The sequence below is a fragment of the Kitasatospora sp. NBC_00070 genome (assembly GCF_045041205.1).
Taxonomy (GTDB): domain Bacteria; phylum Actinomycetota; class Actinomycetes; order Streptomycetales; family Streptomycetaceae; genus Kitasatospora.
Genome location: NZ_CP108247.1, coordinates 7,509,538 through 7,527,459, shown reverse-complemented (window position 1 = coordinate 7,527,459; position 17,922 = coordinate 7,509,538). Strand labels below are relative to the sequence as shown.

Here is a 17,922-nt window from a genome sequence, read left to right as displayed (position 1 = left end):
CCTCACTCCCGGCCACAGTGCGGCAGGATGGCGCCGCTGCACCACCGTCCGAGGAGACCACCGTGGAACCCTGGCACTACGTCGTCATCGCCCTGGCGCTGCTCACCCCCGCCGTCGTCTGCATCGTCAAGAGAATTCGCCGCAGGTAGCTGTCCCACCCAGCCGCCAGTCGGCCCCGCACATGCGGCGGTCGGCTGGCGGAGGTCGAGCAGCGACCCCGGAGGACCACAGTGACCTCGGATCGCGCACCCGCGCGCCGGTCCGTACGCGTGGGACCGACTCACGGAATGCTGGCGCCATGCGGAAACTGATCTACGGCATGAACCTGAGCCTGGACGGCTACATCGCCGCGCCCGGCGACGACATCGGCTGGAGCGTGCCGAGCGACGAGCTGTTCCAGTTCTGGTCCGACCGGTTGCAGGCGACCGACCTGTCGCTGTACGGGCGCAAGCTGTGGCAGACGATGAGCTCCTACTGGCCGACCGGCGACCAACTGCCCAACGCCACCCCGGCGGAGATCGAGTTCGCGCGCCGCTGGCGGGACATGGCGAAGGTGGTGTTCTCCTCGACGGTCGACACGGTCGACTGGAACACCCGCCTGGTCACCGGCGACGCGGTCGCCGAGATCGCCCGGCTCAAGGCCGAGGACGGCGGCGCGATGGACATCGGCGGTGCGACGCTCGCCGGGGCGGCCATGCGGGCCGGCCTGATCGACGAGTACGTGCTGGCCACCGCACCGGTCCTGGTGGGCGGCGGCACGCCGTTCTTCACCGCGCTGGACAACTGGGTGAACCTGAACCTGGTGGAGACCCGGACGCTTCCCTGCGGCGTGATCCTGACCAGGTACGAGACCAGGCGCTGAGCGCCCCTCCCCGTGTGGACCCGCAGGATCGGATCGGCACCGCGCTGACGGGTGGGGACGGACGCCGTCCCCACCCGTCAGCGCCCACTCCTCCTACAGGAGGACGAGCAGCTTCGTGCCCGGGACCAGCTTCCGGTTCACCGAGGTCGACTGGACGAACACCGTGTACGCCGGGTTGTCGCCGGGCTTGACCGTGGCCTCGGAGGCCGGCAGGCCGAGGAGTTGACGGGCCGCCGGGCCGGAGAACACCCGGCCCGTGAGCTGGCCGGTGGTCTGGTCCTTCTCCGCCACGGCGAGCTGCTTGCTGCCCTGGATCTTCTCCCGCTTGGAGAGCTCGTAGAAGGCGCAGCCGGTCTGGTACGGGTGCCCGGAGCGGGTGACGAAGTCGCGGATCGGCGTCGGCTGGTCGACCGGGACCAGGATGTACTTGCCCGCGTCGAGAGCGTCGAGGTTGGCCTTGACCTCGGCGGTGCTCAGGTCCTGGCCCATGGTGAAGAGGTTCTTTGTGCCGCGCACGCCCTGCTCGCGGCCGCGCAGGAAGCTGGTGGCGGCCGCCTTGACGGTGCCGATGGCCTCCTCGACGCCCTGGCTGGAATCCGCGTCCCAGATCGCGATGTTGCCGGCCGGGAAGCCGTAGCCCTGGGCGGTGCGCTTGGCGAGGGAGTTCGGGACCAGGATCGCCGATGTCCAGTGGTCGGGGAGATTGTCCATCGCACTCCGGACCCGCCCCACCCAGGTGCCCAGGACATCCGCCCCCTGATTGCCGCTCAGCCGCGTGTGCATACGGCCGGTCTCCGAAAAGCCGGACGCATTCTCCTCGCCGTCGGTGACCACGACCTGGAGGAAGGAATGCTCCCCGTACCCCTCCCAGATGTTCGTCAGGTCGTCGAGGGATTTCACGGCCGCCTCGATCAGTGCCGTCGCCCCGTTGTTGACCTTGTAGAGGCCCCGCAGGGACGGGAGGTGCTTGACGTCCATGTCCCAGACCAGGTTCTGCACCACGTGGTCGAACGCGTAGAGGCTGATGCGGGTCTCGTGGCCGAGCCGGTCGGACTCCTCCTGGAGACCCTTCACGAATTCGTCCACCACGCGGACCAGCTGCGCCTCGTGCTTATGCATCGAACCGGAATTGTCGACCACCAGTGAGACGTGGTTGACCTTGTGCTTGATCCTGTTCGCAGACATAGTGCCACCCCTTTTTCGGCGCGTTGTCGACGCCTTTTCGGCGCCCCCTCCAACGTTGATTACAGAATACGAGGAGGCACTGACAATCCACTCCGGAGCCGGCCGACCCGGCCCCGGCCACGACCCCCTTGCCTCGGGAGCCCCCCCGGCCGATAGTTAGCTGAAGGCAACTAACGTCTTGGGGAGGCCGACATGCAAGCGGTGGACCACGACCATCCGCGCTACAAGTGGGTGGCCCTGTCGAACACCACGCTGGGGACGCTGGTGGCGACGATCAACAGCTCGATCGTGCTGATCTCGCTGCCGGCCATCTTCAACGGGATCGGGCTGAACCCGCTGGAGCCCGGCAACGTCAGCTACCTGCTCTGGATGCTGATGGGCTACCTGCTGGTCACCGCCGTGCTGGTGGTCACCCTCGGCCGGCTCGGCGACATCCACGGCCGGGTGCGGATCTACAACGCCGGGTTCCTGGTCTTCACGCTCACCTCGGTGGCGCTCTCGCTCGACCCGATGGCGGGCGGCGGCGGTGCGCTCTGGCTGATCGGCTGGCGGGTCGCGCAGGCGGTCGGCGGGTCGATGCTGATGGCGAACTCGGCGGCGATCATCACCGACGCGTTCCCGGCCCGGCAGCGCGGGATGGCACTGGGCGTCAACATCGTGGCGGGCATCGCCGGTTCGTTCGTCGGCCTGGTGCTCGGCGGGGTGCTCGCCGAGTGGAACTGGCACTCGATCTTCTGGGTCAACGTCCCGATCGGCCTGCTCGGCACCCTGTGGGCCTACCGCTCGCTGCGCGACACCGGCCTCCGCCGACCCGCCCGGATCGACTGGTGGGGCAACCTCACCTTCGCCGTCGGCCTGACCGCCCTGCTGGCCGGCATCACCTACGGCATCCAGCCGTACGGCGGCCACACCATGGGCTGGACCGACCCCTGGGTCCTGGCCGGACTGCTGGGCGGCACCGCGACGCTGGTCGCCTTCTGCCTGATCGAGCGTCAGGTCGCCGAACCGATGTTCCCGCTGCGGCTGTTCCGGAACCGCACCTTCACCGGCGGCAACGTCGCCACCCTGCTCGGCTCGGTCGCGCGCGGGGGGCTGCAGTTCATGCTGATCATCTGGTTGCAGGGGATCTGGCTGCCGCTGGACGGCTACGACTACGAGTCCACCCCGCTCTGGGCGGGCCTCTACATGATCCCGCTGACCGTGGGCTTTCTGGCGGCCGGGCCGCTGGCCGGGCACCTCTCCGACAAGTACGGCGCCCGGCTGTTCGCGGCCGGCGGGCTGGTGGTGATGGCGGTCTCGTTCGGCGGGCTGCTGCTGATCCCGACCGATTTCGGCTACGGCTGGTTCGCCTTCCTGATCTTCCTGAACGGGCTGGGCGGCGGGCTGTTCGCGGCGCCCAACACCTCGCTGATCATGTCCAGCGTGCCGGCCGAGGCGCGCGGCGCGGCCTCGGGGATGCGGGCCACCTTCCAGAACGCCGGCATGGTGCTCTCGATCGGGATCTTCTTCTCGCTGATGGTCGCGGGGCTGGCCGGCTCGCTCCCGGCCGGTCTGGACAGCGGGCTGACCGCCCAGGGCGTCCCGGCCCCGGCCGCCCGGTCGATCGCGGGGCTGCCCCCGGTGGGCACGCTGTTCGCCGCCTTCCTCGGCTACAACCCGGTCCGCGAACTGCTCGGGCCCGACCTGCTGGCCCGGCTGCCGGCGGGCAACGCGCAGACCCTCACCGGGCGCGAGTTCTTCCCCCAACTGATCTCCGGGCCGTTCCACGACGGCCTGGTCGTGGTGTTCTGGTTCGCCATCGCGCTCTCGCTGCTCGGGGCCGCCGCCTCGCTGGTGACGGACCGTCCGCAGGCGCGGGGCCGTACGACGGGTACCGTGAAGGCGCCGGACGGCCCGGACCGGGCAGCCGCCCCGGTGCGGCGCGCCTGACCGGTGCGCCGAACCAGTACAGCCCCACAGGCCGGGCGCGAGGACCACGAGAGACCGGAGGACCCATGGCGACCCGACCCGAGCTGCCTCCGGCGGAGCTGTCCCGACTGCGCCTGGCGATCTCGCGCCTGCACCGCCGGATGGTGCAGGCGTCCAGTCGGCTGGATCTCACCTTCGCCCAACTCTCCGCGCTGGCCCGGATCGAGGAGTACGCCCCGATCCGGCTCGGCGACCTGGCGGCCCGTGAGCGGGTCGCCCCGCCCTCGATGATCCGCACCCTGGCCCCGCTGCACGAGGACGGGCTGATCACCAAGGACCCGGACCCCCGGGACCGCCGGTCCGCCCTGATCGCCGTCACCGACCACGGCCGCGAGACGATCGCCCGGATCCGCGCCGAACGTTCGCAACTGCTCGCCGACCGGGTGTCCCGGCTCACCCCGGACCAGCGGGCCGCGCTGCTCGCCGCGCTCCCGGTGCTGGAGCTGCTGGCGGAGGAGCCGGAGCAGGACTGAGCGGGCCGCTCCAAGCGGGGAACCGAGGGGCGGTTTCCCGCCATTTCCAGCGCGGGGCGCGCCACCTCTTCGTGTGCGATGCGCACTGGGTTACGGTGAATTGGTTGCCTAGGGAAACCGATTCACCCCTGAGACCGAGGTGCCCACCATGCAGGTGACCATCGATCAGGACCGGTGCTGCGGCTCCGGCCAGTGCGTGCTGACCGCCCCCGGCGTCTTCGACCAGAGCGAGGACGACGGCCTCGTCCGGCTGCTCGACCCGAACCCCGGGCCCGCCTCCGCCCCCGACGTACGGCTCGCCGCCGCGCTCTGCCCGGGCGGCGCCATCACCCTGGCGGGCCGGCCCGGCTGAGCCCCACCGAGCCCGACCCCGCCAATCCAGCTGACCCCGTTGGACGTTGGAAGGACCGCTGCCCGATGAGCATCGACACCCCCACCGCACGGCCGAGCCACCCCGGACCCGCCGTCACCGACCTCCCCGCCACCCCCGGCGGCTGCCCGTTCGACCCGCCGCCCGCGTACCGCGAGGCGCACCGCAGCGCACCGATCGGCGAGGCCCGGCTCTGGGACGGCACCGCCTGCCGGCTGCTCACCGGCTACCGGCAGGTCCGCGCCGTCCTCTCCGACCAGCGCTTCAGCGCGGACGCCCGCCACCCGGGCTTCCCGTTCCTCTCCCCCGGCCGGCGCGAACTGGTGGCCCGCACCACGCCCAGCTTCATCCGCCTGGACGACCCCGAGCACGCCCGCCAACGCCGCCTGCTCACCGGGGACTTCATCATCAAGCGGGTGGACGCGCTGCGCCCGCAGATCCAGCGGATCGTCGACGAGGCACTGGACCGGATGACCGCCGGCGGCGGACCGGCCGACCTGGTGGCCGAGTTCGCCCTGCCGGTCCCCTCGCTGGTGATCTGCCTGCTGCTCGGCGTGCCGTACACCGACCACGACTTCTTCCAGCGGCACAGCCGCACCCTGCTGGACCTGACCGCCGACTTCGAGGACGTCGCCGCCGCCCAGCAGGAGCTGAACGGCTACCTGGTCGAGCTCGCCGAGACCAAGCGCCGCAGCCCCGACGACAGCCTGCTCAGCCGCCTGGTGGCCCGCGGCGAGGTCACCCTCGCCGAGGCCGCCGCGATGGGCCTGCTCCTGCTGGTCGCCGGGCACGAGACCACCGCCAACATGACCGCGCTCGGCACCGTGGCCCTGCTCCGCAACCCGGCTCAGGCCGAACGCCTGCGGGCGGAGCCGGAGTTGATGAACGGCGCGGTGGAGGAGCTGCTGCGCTACCTGAGCATCGTCCACCACGGCGTCCCCCGGGTCGCGTTGGCGGACGTCGAGCTGGACGGGACGCTGATCCGGGCCGGCGAGGGCGTCATCTGCATGGTGTCCACGGCCAACCGGGACGAGGAGATGTTCACCGACGGCGACGAGCTGGACGTCACCAGGGACGCCCGCCGCCACCTCGCCTTCGGCTTCGGCGTGCACCAGTGCCTGGGGCAGCCGCTGGCCCGCTTCGAACTCCGGATCGCGCTCGGCACCCTGCTGCGCCGCCTGCCCGGCCTGCGACTGGCGGTCCCGTTCGAGGAGTTGGAGTACCGCACCTCCTCGGTGGTGCACGGCCTGCGGGAACTGCCGGTCAGCTGGTGAGCGTCCCCGGGCCGGCCGCGCAGAGCGCGACGGCCTGGCGGAGGGTCAGCACCGCGCACTGGGCCCGCGCTCCGTCCGGAAGGGTGTCCCGCTCGGCGCCGATCACCTCGACCGGCTCCAGTCCGAGCTCGGCGAGCCGCGCGTTGACCCCGATCCAGGCGGCCAGCCGCTGCTCCAGGGTCCGCTCGGCAGCGACCGGGCAGCGGAGCAGCGCCTCGGTCTGGGTCAGGGTCAGCTGCCCGATCTGGGCCAGTTCCTCGGCGGTCATCCCGGGGCAGTCCTCCGGTTCGGCCGGGCCCGCGCCGAGTTCCGCGAGCCGGACGTTCACCGGTTGCCAGGCCGCCGACCACAGGTCGGCGGCCTCCTGCTCGGCGCGCAGCCGCTGCATCGCCCGCTGCTCGCTCTCGTGGTTGCCCCGGGCGAAGTACGCGTTGGTCTGCACCGCGTCCCAGCGGGTCGGGTCGTAGCCGGGCCGGTCACGCCAGGGCCTGGCGACCCGGACCAGCTGGTTCCACTCCCGGCGGATCGCCTGCAGGTGGGCCAGCTCGGTGAAGCCGTCCTGCGGCCGGGTGGCGTCCCGCAGCTCGATGCTCAGGTTGAGGACGGCCGCGCTCTCGCCGAGGAACACCTCCAGCGCCCGGGCGGTGGGGTCCGCCTGGTCCAGCCGGTCGCGCACCCAGCCGAGCAGTTCGGCGACGTCGGCCTTGCTCAGGTCACCGGCGAACCGCTCCGCGGATGCAGCGCTCTTCTTCGGCACAGTGGTCCCCCTCGGTCTCGGGCGGCCGGACCGACGGGTCGTCAGGTCGGGCTCGTCGCCCCGGATACGTGACGTTATCCGAGGCGACAACGCGACAGAAGGGGCTCCGGTGAACCGGCCGGTCGTCCACCACCGACCCCGCCCCCACCGCCCCGCCCGACGAGGTCAGGTGCCCGGCGGACCGGCGCTGGTGGTGCCGGTGTACGCGACCGGGTCCAGGCACTCACCGCTCTCCAGACTCCGCAGGGTGCTGCCGCTCCAGACCCAGACCTGCTCGGACCACCCGTTGCAGGCCGCGGCCAGCGGCGCATCGGCGCCGGGAGCGGGTTCCCCGGTGTCCAGCTGCTGACCGACCAGCACCCCGGCCAGGACCAGCACCCCGGCGGCCGCGACGGCGGCCCCGGTCCGCACCGCCCGCAGCCCGGCGGCGGGCCGGCTGCCGCGCGCCGGCGGGGTGACCGCCGGTTCCCGCTGCTGCCCCCGCAGTTCGGCCACGGTCGCCACCAGCGCGCGGATCTGCCGGTCCGCCCCCGCCGCCTCCTCCTCCGCCTGCCGCTGCGCGCGGCGGGCACCGTCCAGCGCCTCTTCGGCGGCCGACCGGGCCTGCGCCCGTGGCTGGATCCCCGCCGCCGCCCGAGTGGCTTGTTCGTGCAGGGTCCGACCCCGGTCGAGCAGCGCCGCCCTGGTGTGCGGATCCCTGGCGTGGTCGCGGACCAGCCGCTCCAACCAGTGCCACGGGATGTCCTTCCCGGCCGAGCGGTACTCGCTCCAGCTGGTCCGGCCGACGGGGTACCGCTGCGCGAGCTCGCGGACGGTGACCCCCGCGGTGATCTCGCGCACGAACCTGGCCAGCCCGTCCGCCTGCTCCGTCTCCCCCTTGAGGTGCCCCTGCGGGCGTCCGGCGTTTCCCACCCCTGTTCCCCCCTCTGCGCCTCGGCCGGGCCCTGTCCGCGGTCAACCCACGTTGTCCGCTGCTCACTTGGGCACCGGCCGGCTTCCGGTAGATGGACAATCAACCAGTTGCCACGGTGGGACCTCCACCGGTTCTTCGGACAACTTGGCGGGCGCCGCGCAGGCCCTGCCGAGCCGGGGGGCCGGACACCGACTCCCTTCCAGGAAGGCACCACCATGCGTGCACGCAAGGCGATCACGGCCCTGGGCATCGCCGCCCTCACCTCGTTCGGCGCGATCGCGGCCGCACCGGCGGCCCAGGCGGGCGGCTACGGCTGCTCGGGGAGCCACGTCTGGTCCGGCGACGTGGCGGGCGCGGGGACGGTCCACACGTACTACAACGGCAGCACCAACTGCTCGGTGTTCGTGAAGTCCCTCTACTCCGGCACCCGGACCTACACCGACATCTACGTCCAGAAGGCGGGTGACCCGGGCTGGATCGACGGCGGTGGCGGCTACTTCACCACCTACGCCGGCCCGGTCACCATCTACGCCCCCGGCAGCTGCATCCGGGAGTGGGTCATCGAGCTCGACCCCAACGGCAACACGATCGTCAACCAGCCCACCCCCTGGCACTCCTGCAGCTGACACCGGCCGGTGGCCGCCGACGCGAGCGCGCGTCGGCGGCCACCCGCACCGTCGCTCGCCCAACCCTGCTGTCCAGCACCGGAACTGATGGCGCGTCACTATACTCACCGGCGGTGGACGGCACGCCGTCGTGACGTGCCGCCATCTCGAGGCGAGGGGTCCCCATGACCACAAGCACCGAGCGCCCGGTGGCCGACGTCGAGTCCGCCAACATCGCCCGGATCTACGACTACTACCTGGGCGGGCTCTACAACTTCGAGGTGGACCGGCAGAAGGCCGAGCGGATCAGGTCGATGCTGCCCAGCGTCGACCTGCTCGCGCGCGCGAACCGGGACTGGCTGCGCCGCACGGTGCGGTTCCTGCTCACCCAGGGCGTGGACCAGTTCGTCGACCTCGCGTCCGGGCTGCCCACCATGGGCAACGTGCACGAGGTGGCACACGCCCGGAACCCGCAGGCCCGGGTGGTGTACGTGGACCACGAGCCCTCCGCCGTGCTGCACGGCGAGGAGATCCTCGCGGACGAGCCGCTGGTGGCGATGGTCGAGGCGGACGGCCGGTTCCCGGAGCGGATCTGGGAGCACCCCCGGGTCCGCGAACTGATCGACCTCAGCCGGCCGGTCGGCGTCCTGATGGGCGGCCTGCTGGTGTTCGTCGACGACAAGGACGACCCCGCCGCCCTGGTGGCCCGCTACCGGGACGCCTGCGCGCCCGGCAGCTACCTCGCCATCTCGCACCTCTCCGACGACCTGGCCGACCCGGAGACCCGGACCCAGGTCGGGCGGATGACCGACGCCTACCTCGCCGGCGTGGGCCAGCAGCTCTACGTCCGCCCCAGAGACGTGATCGCGTCCTGGTTCGAGGGGATGGAACTCGTCGAACCGGGTCTGACCCTGATGGCGGACTGGCGCCCCACCCCCGGCCACGCGGTGGACGCCCAGACACCGTCGAAGGCGCTCGGCTACGGCGCGACCGCCCGGATGCCCTGACCCGCACGCAGGTGGGCGGGCGGGCGGCGCAAGCACCTGCCCACCGGGGGCGCCCGCCTCGCCCGGGCGCAGCGGGCGCCCCCGTCGCCCCCGTCGCCCGCGACGTCCGGGCTACTGCGGCTTCCCGCCGGTGAGCACCCAGCGGACGTCCACGAAGCCGCTCTGCTGCTCCGTCAGCCGACCACCCTTCACCTGCTGGAACGTCACCCAGGTGTTGGTGAGCCGGGGCGACTCCGCGCTGGGCAGCATGTCGGTCTGCCCCCAGCTCAGCGGCGGGGTGACGCCGCCGGTGTCGATCGAGTCGCCGCTGTCCAGCTGGCCGCGCAGGCCCTTCGCGGTCAGCGGCTGGCCCGCCGAGGCGATCCGGTCGACCGCCTGCAGGAACACCTGGTAGGCGACCCAGGTGGTCTGCACGGCGAGGTCGGTGGTGTCGACCGGCGCGGCGCCCGCGGTCGCCGCGTCGGCGGCCGCCGTCCGCAGGTCGTCCCAGCTCTTCGAACCCTCCGGCGGGAACCACCCGGTGGCCAGCGCCCCGTTGAGCGGGCCGCCCGCACCTCCGGTGGAGTCGATGACCCCCTGGTGGACGCTGCCGATCACCGAGGCCAGCTGGGTGCGCTTCGGCGCCGCCTTCCGGTACGCGTCCAGCAGCAGCAGCGTCTGCTCGGGGCCGAGCGCCACCGACACGCAGCTGCCGGCCCGGTCCTCGCCGACCGCCTTCTGCACCGGCCCCGCCATCGCGCCGGCTCCGGCGCCCTCGGGCACCGTGACGTCGACCAGCTTGATCCCGGCCGGGGTGACCGCCGCGGCGAGGTACCGGGTGAGCGTGTCGCCGTTGCCGGTGTCCGGCCGGACCAGCGCGACCGTCTTGCAGCCGGCCGCCGCCAACTGCCGTCCGCTGCCCGCGATCAGTGCCGGTGTGCCACCGGCCACCGGGTAGGACAGCGGGCTGCTGAAGTCCGAACCGGAGACACCGTACCCGCCGAGATAGGGGATCCCCGCCGCCCCCAGCACGGGCATGAAGGTGTCACCGAACTGGCTGTACGAACCGATCACGGCGATCACGTGGGCGGCCACGGCCTGCTGCGCACAGGCGGTGGCACCGGCCGCCGTGTTGTGCTCGTTGCAGGTGAGGACCTTCAGCTTCCGGCCTGCCCGGCCGCCCTTGGCGTTGACCTCGCGGCCGATCTCCTCGGCCAGCGCCGTCACCCCCGGCCGGTCCACCGAACCGGTCCCGGACGGCGCCCAGGTCATCACCACCAGTGCCTCGCCGTCGCCCGCCGCACCGGCCGGCCCGCCGCAGCCCGCCACCGCCAACAGCGCGGCGGCGGCCGCCACCGACCCCACCCGACGTCCGCCCGCCCGCCGCCCTTCGGTGGTCTCTCCCCCGGCCGCCGCGGTCTGCCTGCTCATGCTTCCTGCCCTCGTTGGACTGCTCGCGACGCGGAACCGCGCTCACTCGCCCGACAGCAAAACGCCACCGCCGCACAACCAGAGGGACAACGCACGAACACCCAGCGGACACCCACGTAACAACAGCCCCACCGGCACCCGCACGATCGTCCCGGCGGTACTGACGCGGCATCAACCCACCCGCCCACTCCGGCGATGCCAGTCCCGACAGTGTGCCCCGGCATCGCCGCAATGGTCCAGACCTATTGACGGGCCCCGCCGCCCCTTCTACGATCCGGTCCGGCACATCCCCACATGTCCCCACCTCACCCACAGCCGGGCGTCACGCCCCCACGCACTGGTCCTTTCCATGGCGTTCGGCGGGAAGGCAGCACAGCATGTTCCGTCGGAGGTCACGTACTCCACGCCCGTCGGGTGCACTCCACCCCAGCTCACGCGCGGCACAGCCGAACCGGACCAGCCACGCCACGCCCGGCCGGTCCGTCCTGAACCGCTCCGTCGCCGGGGTGAGCGCCGCCGCCGTCATCGGTGCCGGCCTGGTCATGGCCGGCTCGGTCACGGCCGGGGCCGCCGCCACCAACCTGGTGGCCAACCCCGGCTTCGAGAGCGGGCTCTCGGGCTGGACCTGCACCGCCGGCTCCGGCGCGGCGGTGAGCAGCCCGGTCCACGGCGGCAGCTCCGCGCTCAAGGCCACGCCGAGCGGCCAGGACAGCGCCCAGTGCACCCAGACCATCAGCGTGCAGCCCAACTCCCAGTACACGCTGAGCGCTTACGTCCAGGGCAGCTACGTCTACCTGGGCGCCACCGGCACCGGTCTCACCGGCACCACGTCCACCTGGACGCCGAACAGCGCGACGTACGGCCAGCTCAGCGTCAACTTCGCCACCGGGGCGAGCACCACCTCGGTGACCGTCTTCCTGCACGGCTGGTACGGCCAGCCGACCTACTACGCCGACGACGTGTCGCTCACCGGCCCCGGCGGCAGCAGCCCCTCGCCGAGCTCCAGCCCGTCGGGCAGCCCTTCCGCCAGCCCGTCACCGAGCAGCAGCCCCTCGACCAGCCCCAGCCCGTCGAGCAGCCCGTCGACCAGTCCGTCGCCGAGCACCAGCCCCACCTCGCCGGGTGACACCTGCCCGACCAAGCCCAAGCCCGCGGGCAAGGTCCTGCAGGGCTACTGGGAGAACTGGGACGGCGCCTCCAACGGCGTCCACCCCGGCATGGGCTGGGTGCCGATCACGGACAGCCGGATCGCCGCACACGGCTACAACGTCATCAACGCCGCGTTCCCGGTGATCCTCTCCGACGGCACCGTGCTCTGGCAGGACGGCATGGACGCCGGCGTCAAGGTCTCCACCCCCGCCGAGATGTGCCAGGCCAAGGCGGCCGGGGCGACTCTGCTGATGTCGATCGGCGGCGCCGCCGCGGGCATCGACCTCAGCTCCAGCACCGTCGCGGACAAGTTCGTGGCGACCGTCGTCCCGATCCTGAAGAAGTACAACTTCGACGGGATCGACATCGACATCGAGACCGGCCTCTCCGGCAGCGGCAGCATCACCACGCTGTCCGCCTCCCAGTCCAACCTGATCCGCATCATCGACGGCGTGCTCGCCCAGATGCCGGCCGGCTTCGGCCTGACGATGGCCCCCGAGACCGCCTACGTCACCGGCGGCAGCGTCACCTACGGGTCGATCTGGGGCTCCTACCTCCCGATCATCAAGAAGTACGTCGACAACGGCCGCCTCTGGTGGCTGAACATGCAGTACTACAACGGCAGCATGTACGGCTGCTCCGGCGACTCCTACCAGGCCGGTACCGTCCAGGGCTTCACCGCACAGACCACCTGCCTGAACAACGGTCTGGTCATCCAGGGCACCACCGTCAAGGTGCCCTACGACAAGCAGGTCCCCGGCCTGCCGGCCCAGTCCGGCGCGGGCGGCGGCTACCTGGCGCCGAGCCTGGTCAGCCAGTCCTGGAACGCCTTCGGCGGCGGGCTCAAGGGGCTGATGACCTGGTCGATCAACTGGGACGGCTCGAAGGGCTGGTCCTTCGGCGACAACGTCAAGTCCCTCCAGGGCCGTTGACACCCCACTGACGGGCGGGGCCCCGGGAGCGTTCACCGCTCCCGGGGCCCCGCTCCGGTACCCGCCACCGGGCCGGGCCCGGTCAGGACTGCGGACGGCGGTGCCCGCCCCGGAGCACCAGCGCGGGCGTCCGGTCGTCGTACGCGCCGCAGGCGGTGGCCGACCACGGCGAGTACTGCTGCGGGACGGTGTAGTACGGCACCAGCACCGGCCCGCCGCGCCGACCGCGCGCCCCGCGCGGCATCAGCGCGGGCAGCACGTCCAGGCTCTGGCCCGCCAGGATCGCGTTCCGGCAGGCCGGACAGGCCGGCCGCCGCTCGGCGGCGGCCTCCCGGACGCTGACGGTGGGTCGGCGACGGGCCTTGCGGCCGGTGCCGGCCGGCCCCGCGGCCGGGCGGACCGCGGCGCCGTGCAGCGGGTTGTAGAAGCACCGCACCGCGAACGGCCGGGGCCGCCCGCCCGCGTGCGCGACGTGCGCGGCCGCCAGCCGTTCGACCGCCTGCTCGGCCAGCACCACGGCGGCGGTCAAGTCCGGCAGGTCGGCGGCCTCGTCCAGCAGGCGCCCCGCCGCGTCGTACGCCTCCAGCGCCCACAGGTAGTCCCGGCGGGCCCCGGTCTCCTCCGGCGGGAGCTGCAGCTCGGCCGCCCGGAGCACGTCACCGGCCGCCGTCACCCGCTCGGCGGCGATCTCCGCGAGCCGGTCGCGGAGCACCTCCCACTCCCGCAGCACCAACTCCCGGGCCTGCTTGGACTCACGCCGGCCCGGCCGACGCGCTTCCTGCTCCTCGGGCCGCAGCAGACGCAGAAACCACCAACGGCGGAACACCCGACCTCCTCGACCGATCGGACGCAGCCTAGTGCCATGCCCCAGCGACCGACGGGGGCGGGGCCGGGCCCGCCTGACGGCCGCTCAGGCGCCCGGCACCAGCCCGTCGGCGACCAGTCCGGCCAGCACCGCCTCGCCGAGGGCGTGCACCGCCGACTGCGGGCGCACCATCACGGTGAACTCCTTGATCAGGCCCGCCTCGTCGAACTGGAGCAGGTCGATGCCGTGGATCTCCCGGCCGTTCACCGTGACCCGGAACGGCAGCACCACGGACGGGGCCTCGGCACCGTCCCCGGTGGTCTCCACGGTGCCCGCCAGGCTGCCGAGGTAGCGGAAGTCCTCGAAGATCCGGAGCAGCACCCCGAACAGCCCGAGCACCATCGGCCGCCCTTCGAACGGGGTGAACTTCACCGGGCTGTAGAACCGGATGTCCTCGGTGAACAGCTCCTCCAGGGCGGCGAGTTCACGCTTCTCCACTGCGGCGCGGAAGCGTTCGGCGGTCTCCATGGCTCTCCCGGGTACTCAAGAAGGTGACTACTCAATTTCTTGAGTATGATGCAGCCACGGACCGGAAAAGGGAAGGGGAATCGGATGGCCCTGCGACATGCCGTCCTGGCGGCGCTGCTGGACGGCGAGTTCAGCGGTTACCAGCTGGCCAAGGCCTTCGACATCGGCGTCGCCAACTTCTGGCACGCGCTCCCCCAGCAGCTCTACACCGAGCTCGCCAAACTGGAGCAGGCCGGGCTGATCACCGGCCGCGGGGTGGTCCAGGAGGGCCGGCCCAACAAACGGGTCTACCAGGTCACCGCCACCGGCCGGGCCGAGCTGGAGACCTTCGCCGCCACCCCGGCCAAGCCCTCCTTCATCCGCGACGACCTGCTGGTGAAAGCCCAGTACGCGGACCGGATCGGCACCGCCGAGGTGATCGGGCAGCTCGACGAGCGGGCCGCCGCGGCCGCCGCCAAGGTCGAACTGCTCGGTGAGCTGCTCAGGAAGCTCCGCGGCGACCTGGACGAGGACGAGTTCCTGCTCCACGGCGAGCGGATCGGTCCGTACCTCACCTGCCTGCGCGGCATCACCCACGAGCGCGAGACCCGGGACTGGTGCCGCCGGATCGCCGCCGTCCTGAGAGCGAGAGAGCACGCCGATGTCGAGAACTGACCACCAGCGGTACGTCGCCCTGGGCGACAGCCAGACCGAGGGCCTCGGCGACGGTGACGACACCGTCGGCCTGCGCGGCTTCGCCGACCGGCTGGCCGAGCGGCTGGCCCGCGCCAACCCCGGCCTGCAGTACGCCAACCTGGCGGTCCGCGGCCGGCTGGCCGGCCAGGTCCGGGCCGAACAGCTCGCCCCCGCCCTGGAGTTGCGACCCGACCTGGCCACCGTGGTGGCCGGCGTGAACGACCTGCTCCGGCCGAAGTTCGACGCCGAGGCGGTGGTCGGGGAGCTGGAGCAGATGTTCGCCGCCCTCACCGCCGCCGGGGCCACGGTGGCCACCGCCACCTTCCCCGACCTCAGCCGGCTGGTCCCGATCGCCCGCCCGCTCAGCGGCCGGATCCACGAACTCAACGACCGGGTCCGGGCCGCGGCCGCCCGCCACGGCGTCCTGGTCGCCGACACCGCCCGGCCGGCCGTCTCCACCGACCCCCGGCTGTGGAGCACCGACCGGCTGCACGCGGGGCCGCTCGGCCACGCCCGGATCGCCGCCGCCCTCGCCGAGGCGCTCGGCCTTCCCGACAGCGACGACAGCTGGGCCGATCCCCTTTCCCCCCTCCCGCCGGCCGGCTTCCTGCGCACCGCCCGGGCCGAACTCCGGTGGACCGCCGACTTCCTGGGCCCCTGGCTGGCCCGCCGGGTCCGCGGCCGATCCTCCGGGGACCACCGCACCGCCCGCCGCCCCCACCTCGCGCCGTTGGCCGGGTGAGCCGCCCGGATGTCTGATCGTGCACGGAGCTTCGGGGCGATGGCGGAATCCTACGAACGGTTCCGGCCCGGGTATCCCGAGGAGCTCTTCCGGCTGGTGACGGCGTACGCGCGAGACCCCGTCCGGACCGCCCTCGAAATCGGCGCCGGGACGGGCAAGGCGACCCGCCTGTTCGCCCGCCCCGGGCTCACGGTCACCGCCACCGAGCCCGACCCGGCCATGCTCGCCGAGCTCCGCAGGCACCTGCCGGCCGAGGTCCGGACGGCGCAGCTGGCGTTCGAGGAACTGCCGACGGACCAGACGTACGGGCTGGTCTACGCGGCGGCGGCGCTGCACTGGACGGCTCCGGCGGGTCGGTGGCCGCGGATCGCCGCGCTGCTCCGGCCCGGTGGGGTGTTCGCCTCCTTCGGCGGTCCGGTGCAGCTGGCCGACCCGGCCGTCGAGGAGGCCGTCCGGCTGGCCCGGGCGCCGTTCCTGGCGACCGACGAGATCCCGTCCCCGGACGGCACGCCCCCGGAGCGGGCCATGCAGTGGCCGGGCACCGAACTCGAACGGTCCGAGTGGTTCACCGACGTCCGACAGGCCGTCCTCGCCCGGCGTCTGACGGTGAGTGCCCACGACTACCTCGGCCATCTCTCGACCGTCTCGGCCTATCTCGTGCTGCCCGCACCGGACCGGGCGGAGGTGTTCGACCGGATCGGCCGGGTCCTGCCCGCCCGGGTCGAACTGGCCGCCGACATCACCGTTCATCTCGCGCGCCGCCGCGACGAACGGTGACGCCCGACGATCCGGATTCCGCCCCTCGGGGCGCAGTCGGTATCAATCCGATGAACAATTCGAAGTTTCGTACAGATGCCCCGATTTGGCCGTTGAAGCACGCGTTCGATCGCCGCTAAGGTCCCGGCTCCGAGCGCATCGAACTCCGGTGCCGGAATTCAACGGGGAGCACACGCCAGATGGCGATCCGCAAGTCCACCATGCAGGAGCAGGTCGCCGAGGCGATCGCGGCGATCGAGCCCACCGACCGGGCCGTCGTCACCTTCCACACCATCACCGGGCCGAGCCCGTGGATCATGAACGAGCTCGGCCTGCTCGGCCAGTTCTTCGTCAAGTACTACTTCGTCACGCTGACCGAGCGCGTGGTCGTGGTGCACCGGGCCGGCCGCCTGGCCAACCGCCCGAAGGAGCTCGTCCACGTCATCCCGCTGGAGCAGGCCCGCACGCTGGTCACCGAGGTCAAGCGCCGCACCCTGTGGAGCTCGCTGCGCTTCCAGTTCCCGGGCGAGGCCAAGCCGACCCGGCTGAACATCGCCCGCTACTGGCGCGCGGAGCTGGACCAGTTCGTCCCGGCGCTGACCGGCGAGCAGATCGCCTCCTGACCGAACCGACGCCGCGCCCGGATCCCCTTGCGGGGTCCGGGCGCTGACGTTCGGTCAGCCGGACTCCCGAGACGTCACATCCGGGGATCGGGCTTGAGCACCGCGAAGACGGCCCCGGCCGGGTCCGTCAGCCAGGCGATCCGGCCGACCTCCGGCACGTCCGAGCCCGGCATCAGGACCGCACCGCCGCTCGCCTGCGCGGTGTCCGCCACGGCGTCCACGTCCGCGACGGTGAAGTACGGCACCCAGTGTGCCGCCGTCTCACCCTCCATCAGCGGCGCCACACCGCCGAAGGAACCGTCCTCCTGGTCGCCGTCGGCGATGCTCACCACCCGGTAGGTCATCCCGGGCACGGACATCTCCTTCGAGCGCCAGCCGAACAGGCCCCGGTAGAACCCGAGGGCCGCGACCGGGTCGGCCACGTGCAGCTCCACCCAGCAGAGGGTGTTCTCGGCGGAGGTCAGGTCCAGCCCCCGCGTCCTGGCCGGCTTCCAGACCGCGAAGTCGGCGCCCTGCTGGTCGGTGTACTGCGCGAGCCGACCCTCGCCCATCACGTCCATCGGCTCGACCCGGACCGTGCCGCCGCCGTCCCGCACACCTTGCGTGGTCGCGTCCATGTCCTCCGTCTGGAAGTACACGGTCCACCCGGAGCTCGCCCCCGCGTCCAGCTCGCCGACGGCCCCGACGGTCTTCCCGTCCACCTGGAAGAAACCGTACCCACCCGTGTCGGGCCCCAGCAGCTGGAAGTCCCAGCCGAACACCGCCCGGTAGAAGGCGGCGGTCCGGGGGATGTCCGGACTCCCCAGGTCGATCCAACTGGGGGATCCGGTGCGGAAGTCGGTACCGAGCATGGGGGCCTCCTGGGACGGGGTTCGCGAGTCACGCGTA

The 17,922-nt window shown here is 72.3% G+C and carries 19 protein-coding genes; 12 read left to right on the top strand and 7 right to left on the bottom strand.

Features of this window, described 5'->3' with window-relative positions; genetic code table 11:
- Positions 1-298: 298 nt before the first annotated feature.
- The gene (locus OHV05_RS34195) at positions 299-862 is read left to right on the top strand and encodes a dihydrofolate reductase family protein (protein ID WP_405021195.1); all 564 of its coding nucleotides are present in this window, start codon (positions 299-301) and stop codon (positions 860-862) included.
- Between the two features lie 93 nt (positions 863-955).
- Here the strand turns inward: OHV05_RS34195 and OHV05_RS34190 are convergent, their stop codons facing one another.
- Positions 956-2,047, bottom strand: coding sequence for a VWA domain-containing protein (locus tag OHV05_RS34190; RefSeq protein ID WP_405021194.1), 1,092 nt, complete (start codon positions 2,045-2,047; stop codon positions 956-958).
- Positions 2,048-2,239: 192 nt separating this feature from the next.
- Here OHV05_RS34190 and OHV05_RS34185 point away from each other — a divergent pair, with 192 nt between their 5' ends.
- The 4 genes from OHV05_RS34185 (at position 2,240) to OHV05_RS34170 (ending at position 6,132) form a co-directional block, all read left to right on the top strand.
- Positions 2,240-3,976: an MFS transporter gene (locus OHV05_RS34185; RefSeq protein WP_405021193.1), complete on the top strand. Its 1,737-nt coding sequence runs from the start codon at positions 2,240-2,242 to the stop codon at positions 3,974-3,976.
- A 65-nt stretch (positions 3,977-4,041) separates the two neighbouring features.
- On the top strand, positions 4,042-4,488 hold the full coding sequence (locus OHV05_RS34180; RefSeq protein ID WP_405021192.1) for a MarR family winged helix-turn-helix transcriptional regulator: 447 nt from the start codon (positions 4,042-4,044) through the stop codon (positions 4,486-4,488).
- A gap of 148 nt (positions 4,489-4,636) precedes the next feature.
- Positions 4,637-4,840, top strand: a complete 204-nt coding sequence (locus OHV05_RS34175; protein ID WP_405021191.1) for a ferredoxin — start codon at positions 4,637-4,639, stop codon at positions 4,838-4,840.
- Between the two features lie 65 nt (positions 4,841-4,905).
- The gene (locus OHV05_RS34170; protein WP_405021190.1) at positions 4,906-6,132 is read left to right on the top strand and encodes a cytochrome P450; all 1,227 of its coding nucleotides are present in this window, start codon (positions 4,906-4,908) and stop codon (positions 6,130-6,132) included.
- Here OHV05_RS34170 and OHV05_RS34165 read toward each other — a convergent pair.
- A complete protein-coding gene (locus OHV05_RS34165) occupies positions 6,122-6,889 on the bottom strand; it encodes a hypothetical protein (protein WP_405021189.1) in 768 nt (255 codons plus the stop codon). The genes OHV05_RS34170 and OHV05_RS34165 overlap by 11 nt on opposite strands.
- Positions 6,890-7,054: 165 nt before the next feature.
- Positions 7,055-7,801, bottom strand: coding sequence for a hypothetical protein (locus OHV05_RS34160; protein ID WP_405021188.1), 747 nt, complete (start codon positions 7,799-7,801; stop codon positions 7,055-7,057).
- Positions 7,802-8,017: 216 nt separating this feature from the next.
- Between OHV05_RS34160 and OHV05_RS34155 the strand changes: the two genes are divergently transcribed.
- On the top strand, positions 8,018-8,428 hold the full coding sequence (locus tag OHV05_RS34155; RefSeq protein WP_405021187.1) for a hypothetical protein: 411 nt from the start codon (positions 8,018-8,020) through the stop codon (positions 8,426-8,428).
- A 164-nt stretch (positions 8,429-8,592) separates the two neighbouring features.
- Positions 8,593-9,414 carry an SAM-dependent methyltransferase gene (locus tag OHV05_RS34150; RefSeq protein ID WP_405021186.1) on the top strand — a complete coding sequence of 274 codons (822 nt, stop codon included), beginning with the start codon at positions 8,593-8,595 and terminating at the stop codon, positions 9,412-9,414.
- 111 nt (positions 9,415-9,525) lie between these two features.
- Here OHV05_RS34150 and OHV05_RS34145 read toward each other — a convergent pair whose 3' ends face one another.
- A complete protein-coding gene (locus tag OHV05_RS34145; protein WP_405021185.1) occupies positions 9,526-10,824 on the bottom strand; it encodes an ABC transporter substrate-binding protein in 1,299 nt (432 codons plus the stop codon).
- Between the two features lie 542 nt (positions 10,825-11,366).
- Between OHV05_RS34145 and OHV05_RS34140 the strand changes: the two genes are divergently transcribed.
- Positions 11,367-12,905, top strand: coding sequence for a carbohydrate binding domain-containing protein (locus OHV05_RS34140; RefSeq protein ID WP_405021601.1), 1,539 nt, complete (start codon positions 11,367-11,369; stop codon positions 12,903-12,905).
- 82 nt (positions 12,906-12,987) lie between these two features.
- Here the strand turns inward: OHV05_RS34140 and OHV05_RS34135 are convergent, their stop codons facing one another.
- Positions 12,988-13,731 (bottom strand): hypothetical protein, encoded by a 744-nt coding sequence (locus tag OHV05_RS34135; protein WP_405021184.1) that lies wholly within the window; start codon positions 13,729-13,731, stop codon positions 12,988-12,990.
- Positions 13,732-13,815: 84 nt separating this feature from the next.
- A complete protein-coding gene (locus OHV05_RS34130; RefSeq protein WP_405021183.1) occupies positions 13,816-14,238 on the bottom strand; it encodes a nuclear transport factor 2 family protein in 423 nt (140 codons plus the stop codon).
- 84 nt (positions 14,239-14,322) lie between these two features.
- Here OHV05_RS34130 and OHV05_RS34125 point away from each other — a divergent pair, with 84 nt between their 5' ends.
- The 4 genes from OHV05_RS34125 to OHV05_RS34110 all read left to right on the top strand — a co-directional run bounded on the left by OHV05_RS34125 (position 14,323) and on the right by OHV05_RS34110 (position 17,034).
- Positions 14,323-14,892 carry a PadR family transcriptional regulator gene (locus OHV05_RS34125; RefSeq protein WP_405021182.1) on the top strand — a complete coding sequence of 190 codons (570 nt, stop codon included), beginning with the start codon at positions 14,323-14,325 and terminating at the stop codon, positions 14,890-14,892.
- On the top strand, positions 14,879-15,655 hold the full coding sequence (locus OHV05_RS34120; RefSeq protein ID WP_405021181.1) for an SGNH/GDSL hydrolase family protein: 777 nt from the start codon (positions 14,879-14,881) through the stop codon (positions 15,653-15,655). Before OHV05_RS34125 ends, OHV05_RS34120 begins: the two co-directional genes overlap by 14 nt.
- A 39-nt stretch (positions 15,656-15,694) precedes the next feature.
- Complete coding sequence (locus OHV05_RS34115) at positions 15,695-16,432, top strand: class I SAM-dependent methyltransferase (protein ID WP_405021180.1); 738 nt, start codon at positions 15,695-15,697, stop codon at positions 16,430-16,432.
- Between the two features lie 179 nt (positions 16,433-16,611).
- On the top strand, positions 16,612-17,034 hold the full coding sequence (locus OHV05_RS34110; protein WP_403035219.1) for a hypothetical protein: 423 nt from the start codon (positions 16,612-16,614) through the stop codon (positions 17,032-17,034).
- Between the two features lie 74 nt (positions 17,035-17,108).
- Here OHV05_RS34110 and OHV05_RS34105 read toward each other — a convergent pair whose 3' ends face one another.
- Complete coding sequence (locus OHV05_RS34105) at positions 17,109-17,885, bottom strand: VOC family protein (RefSeq protein ID WP_405021179.1); 777 nt, start codon at positions 17,883-17,885, stop codon at positions 17,109-17,111.
- Between the last annotated feature and the right edge of the window lie 37 nt (positions 17,886-17,922).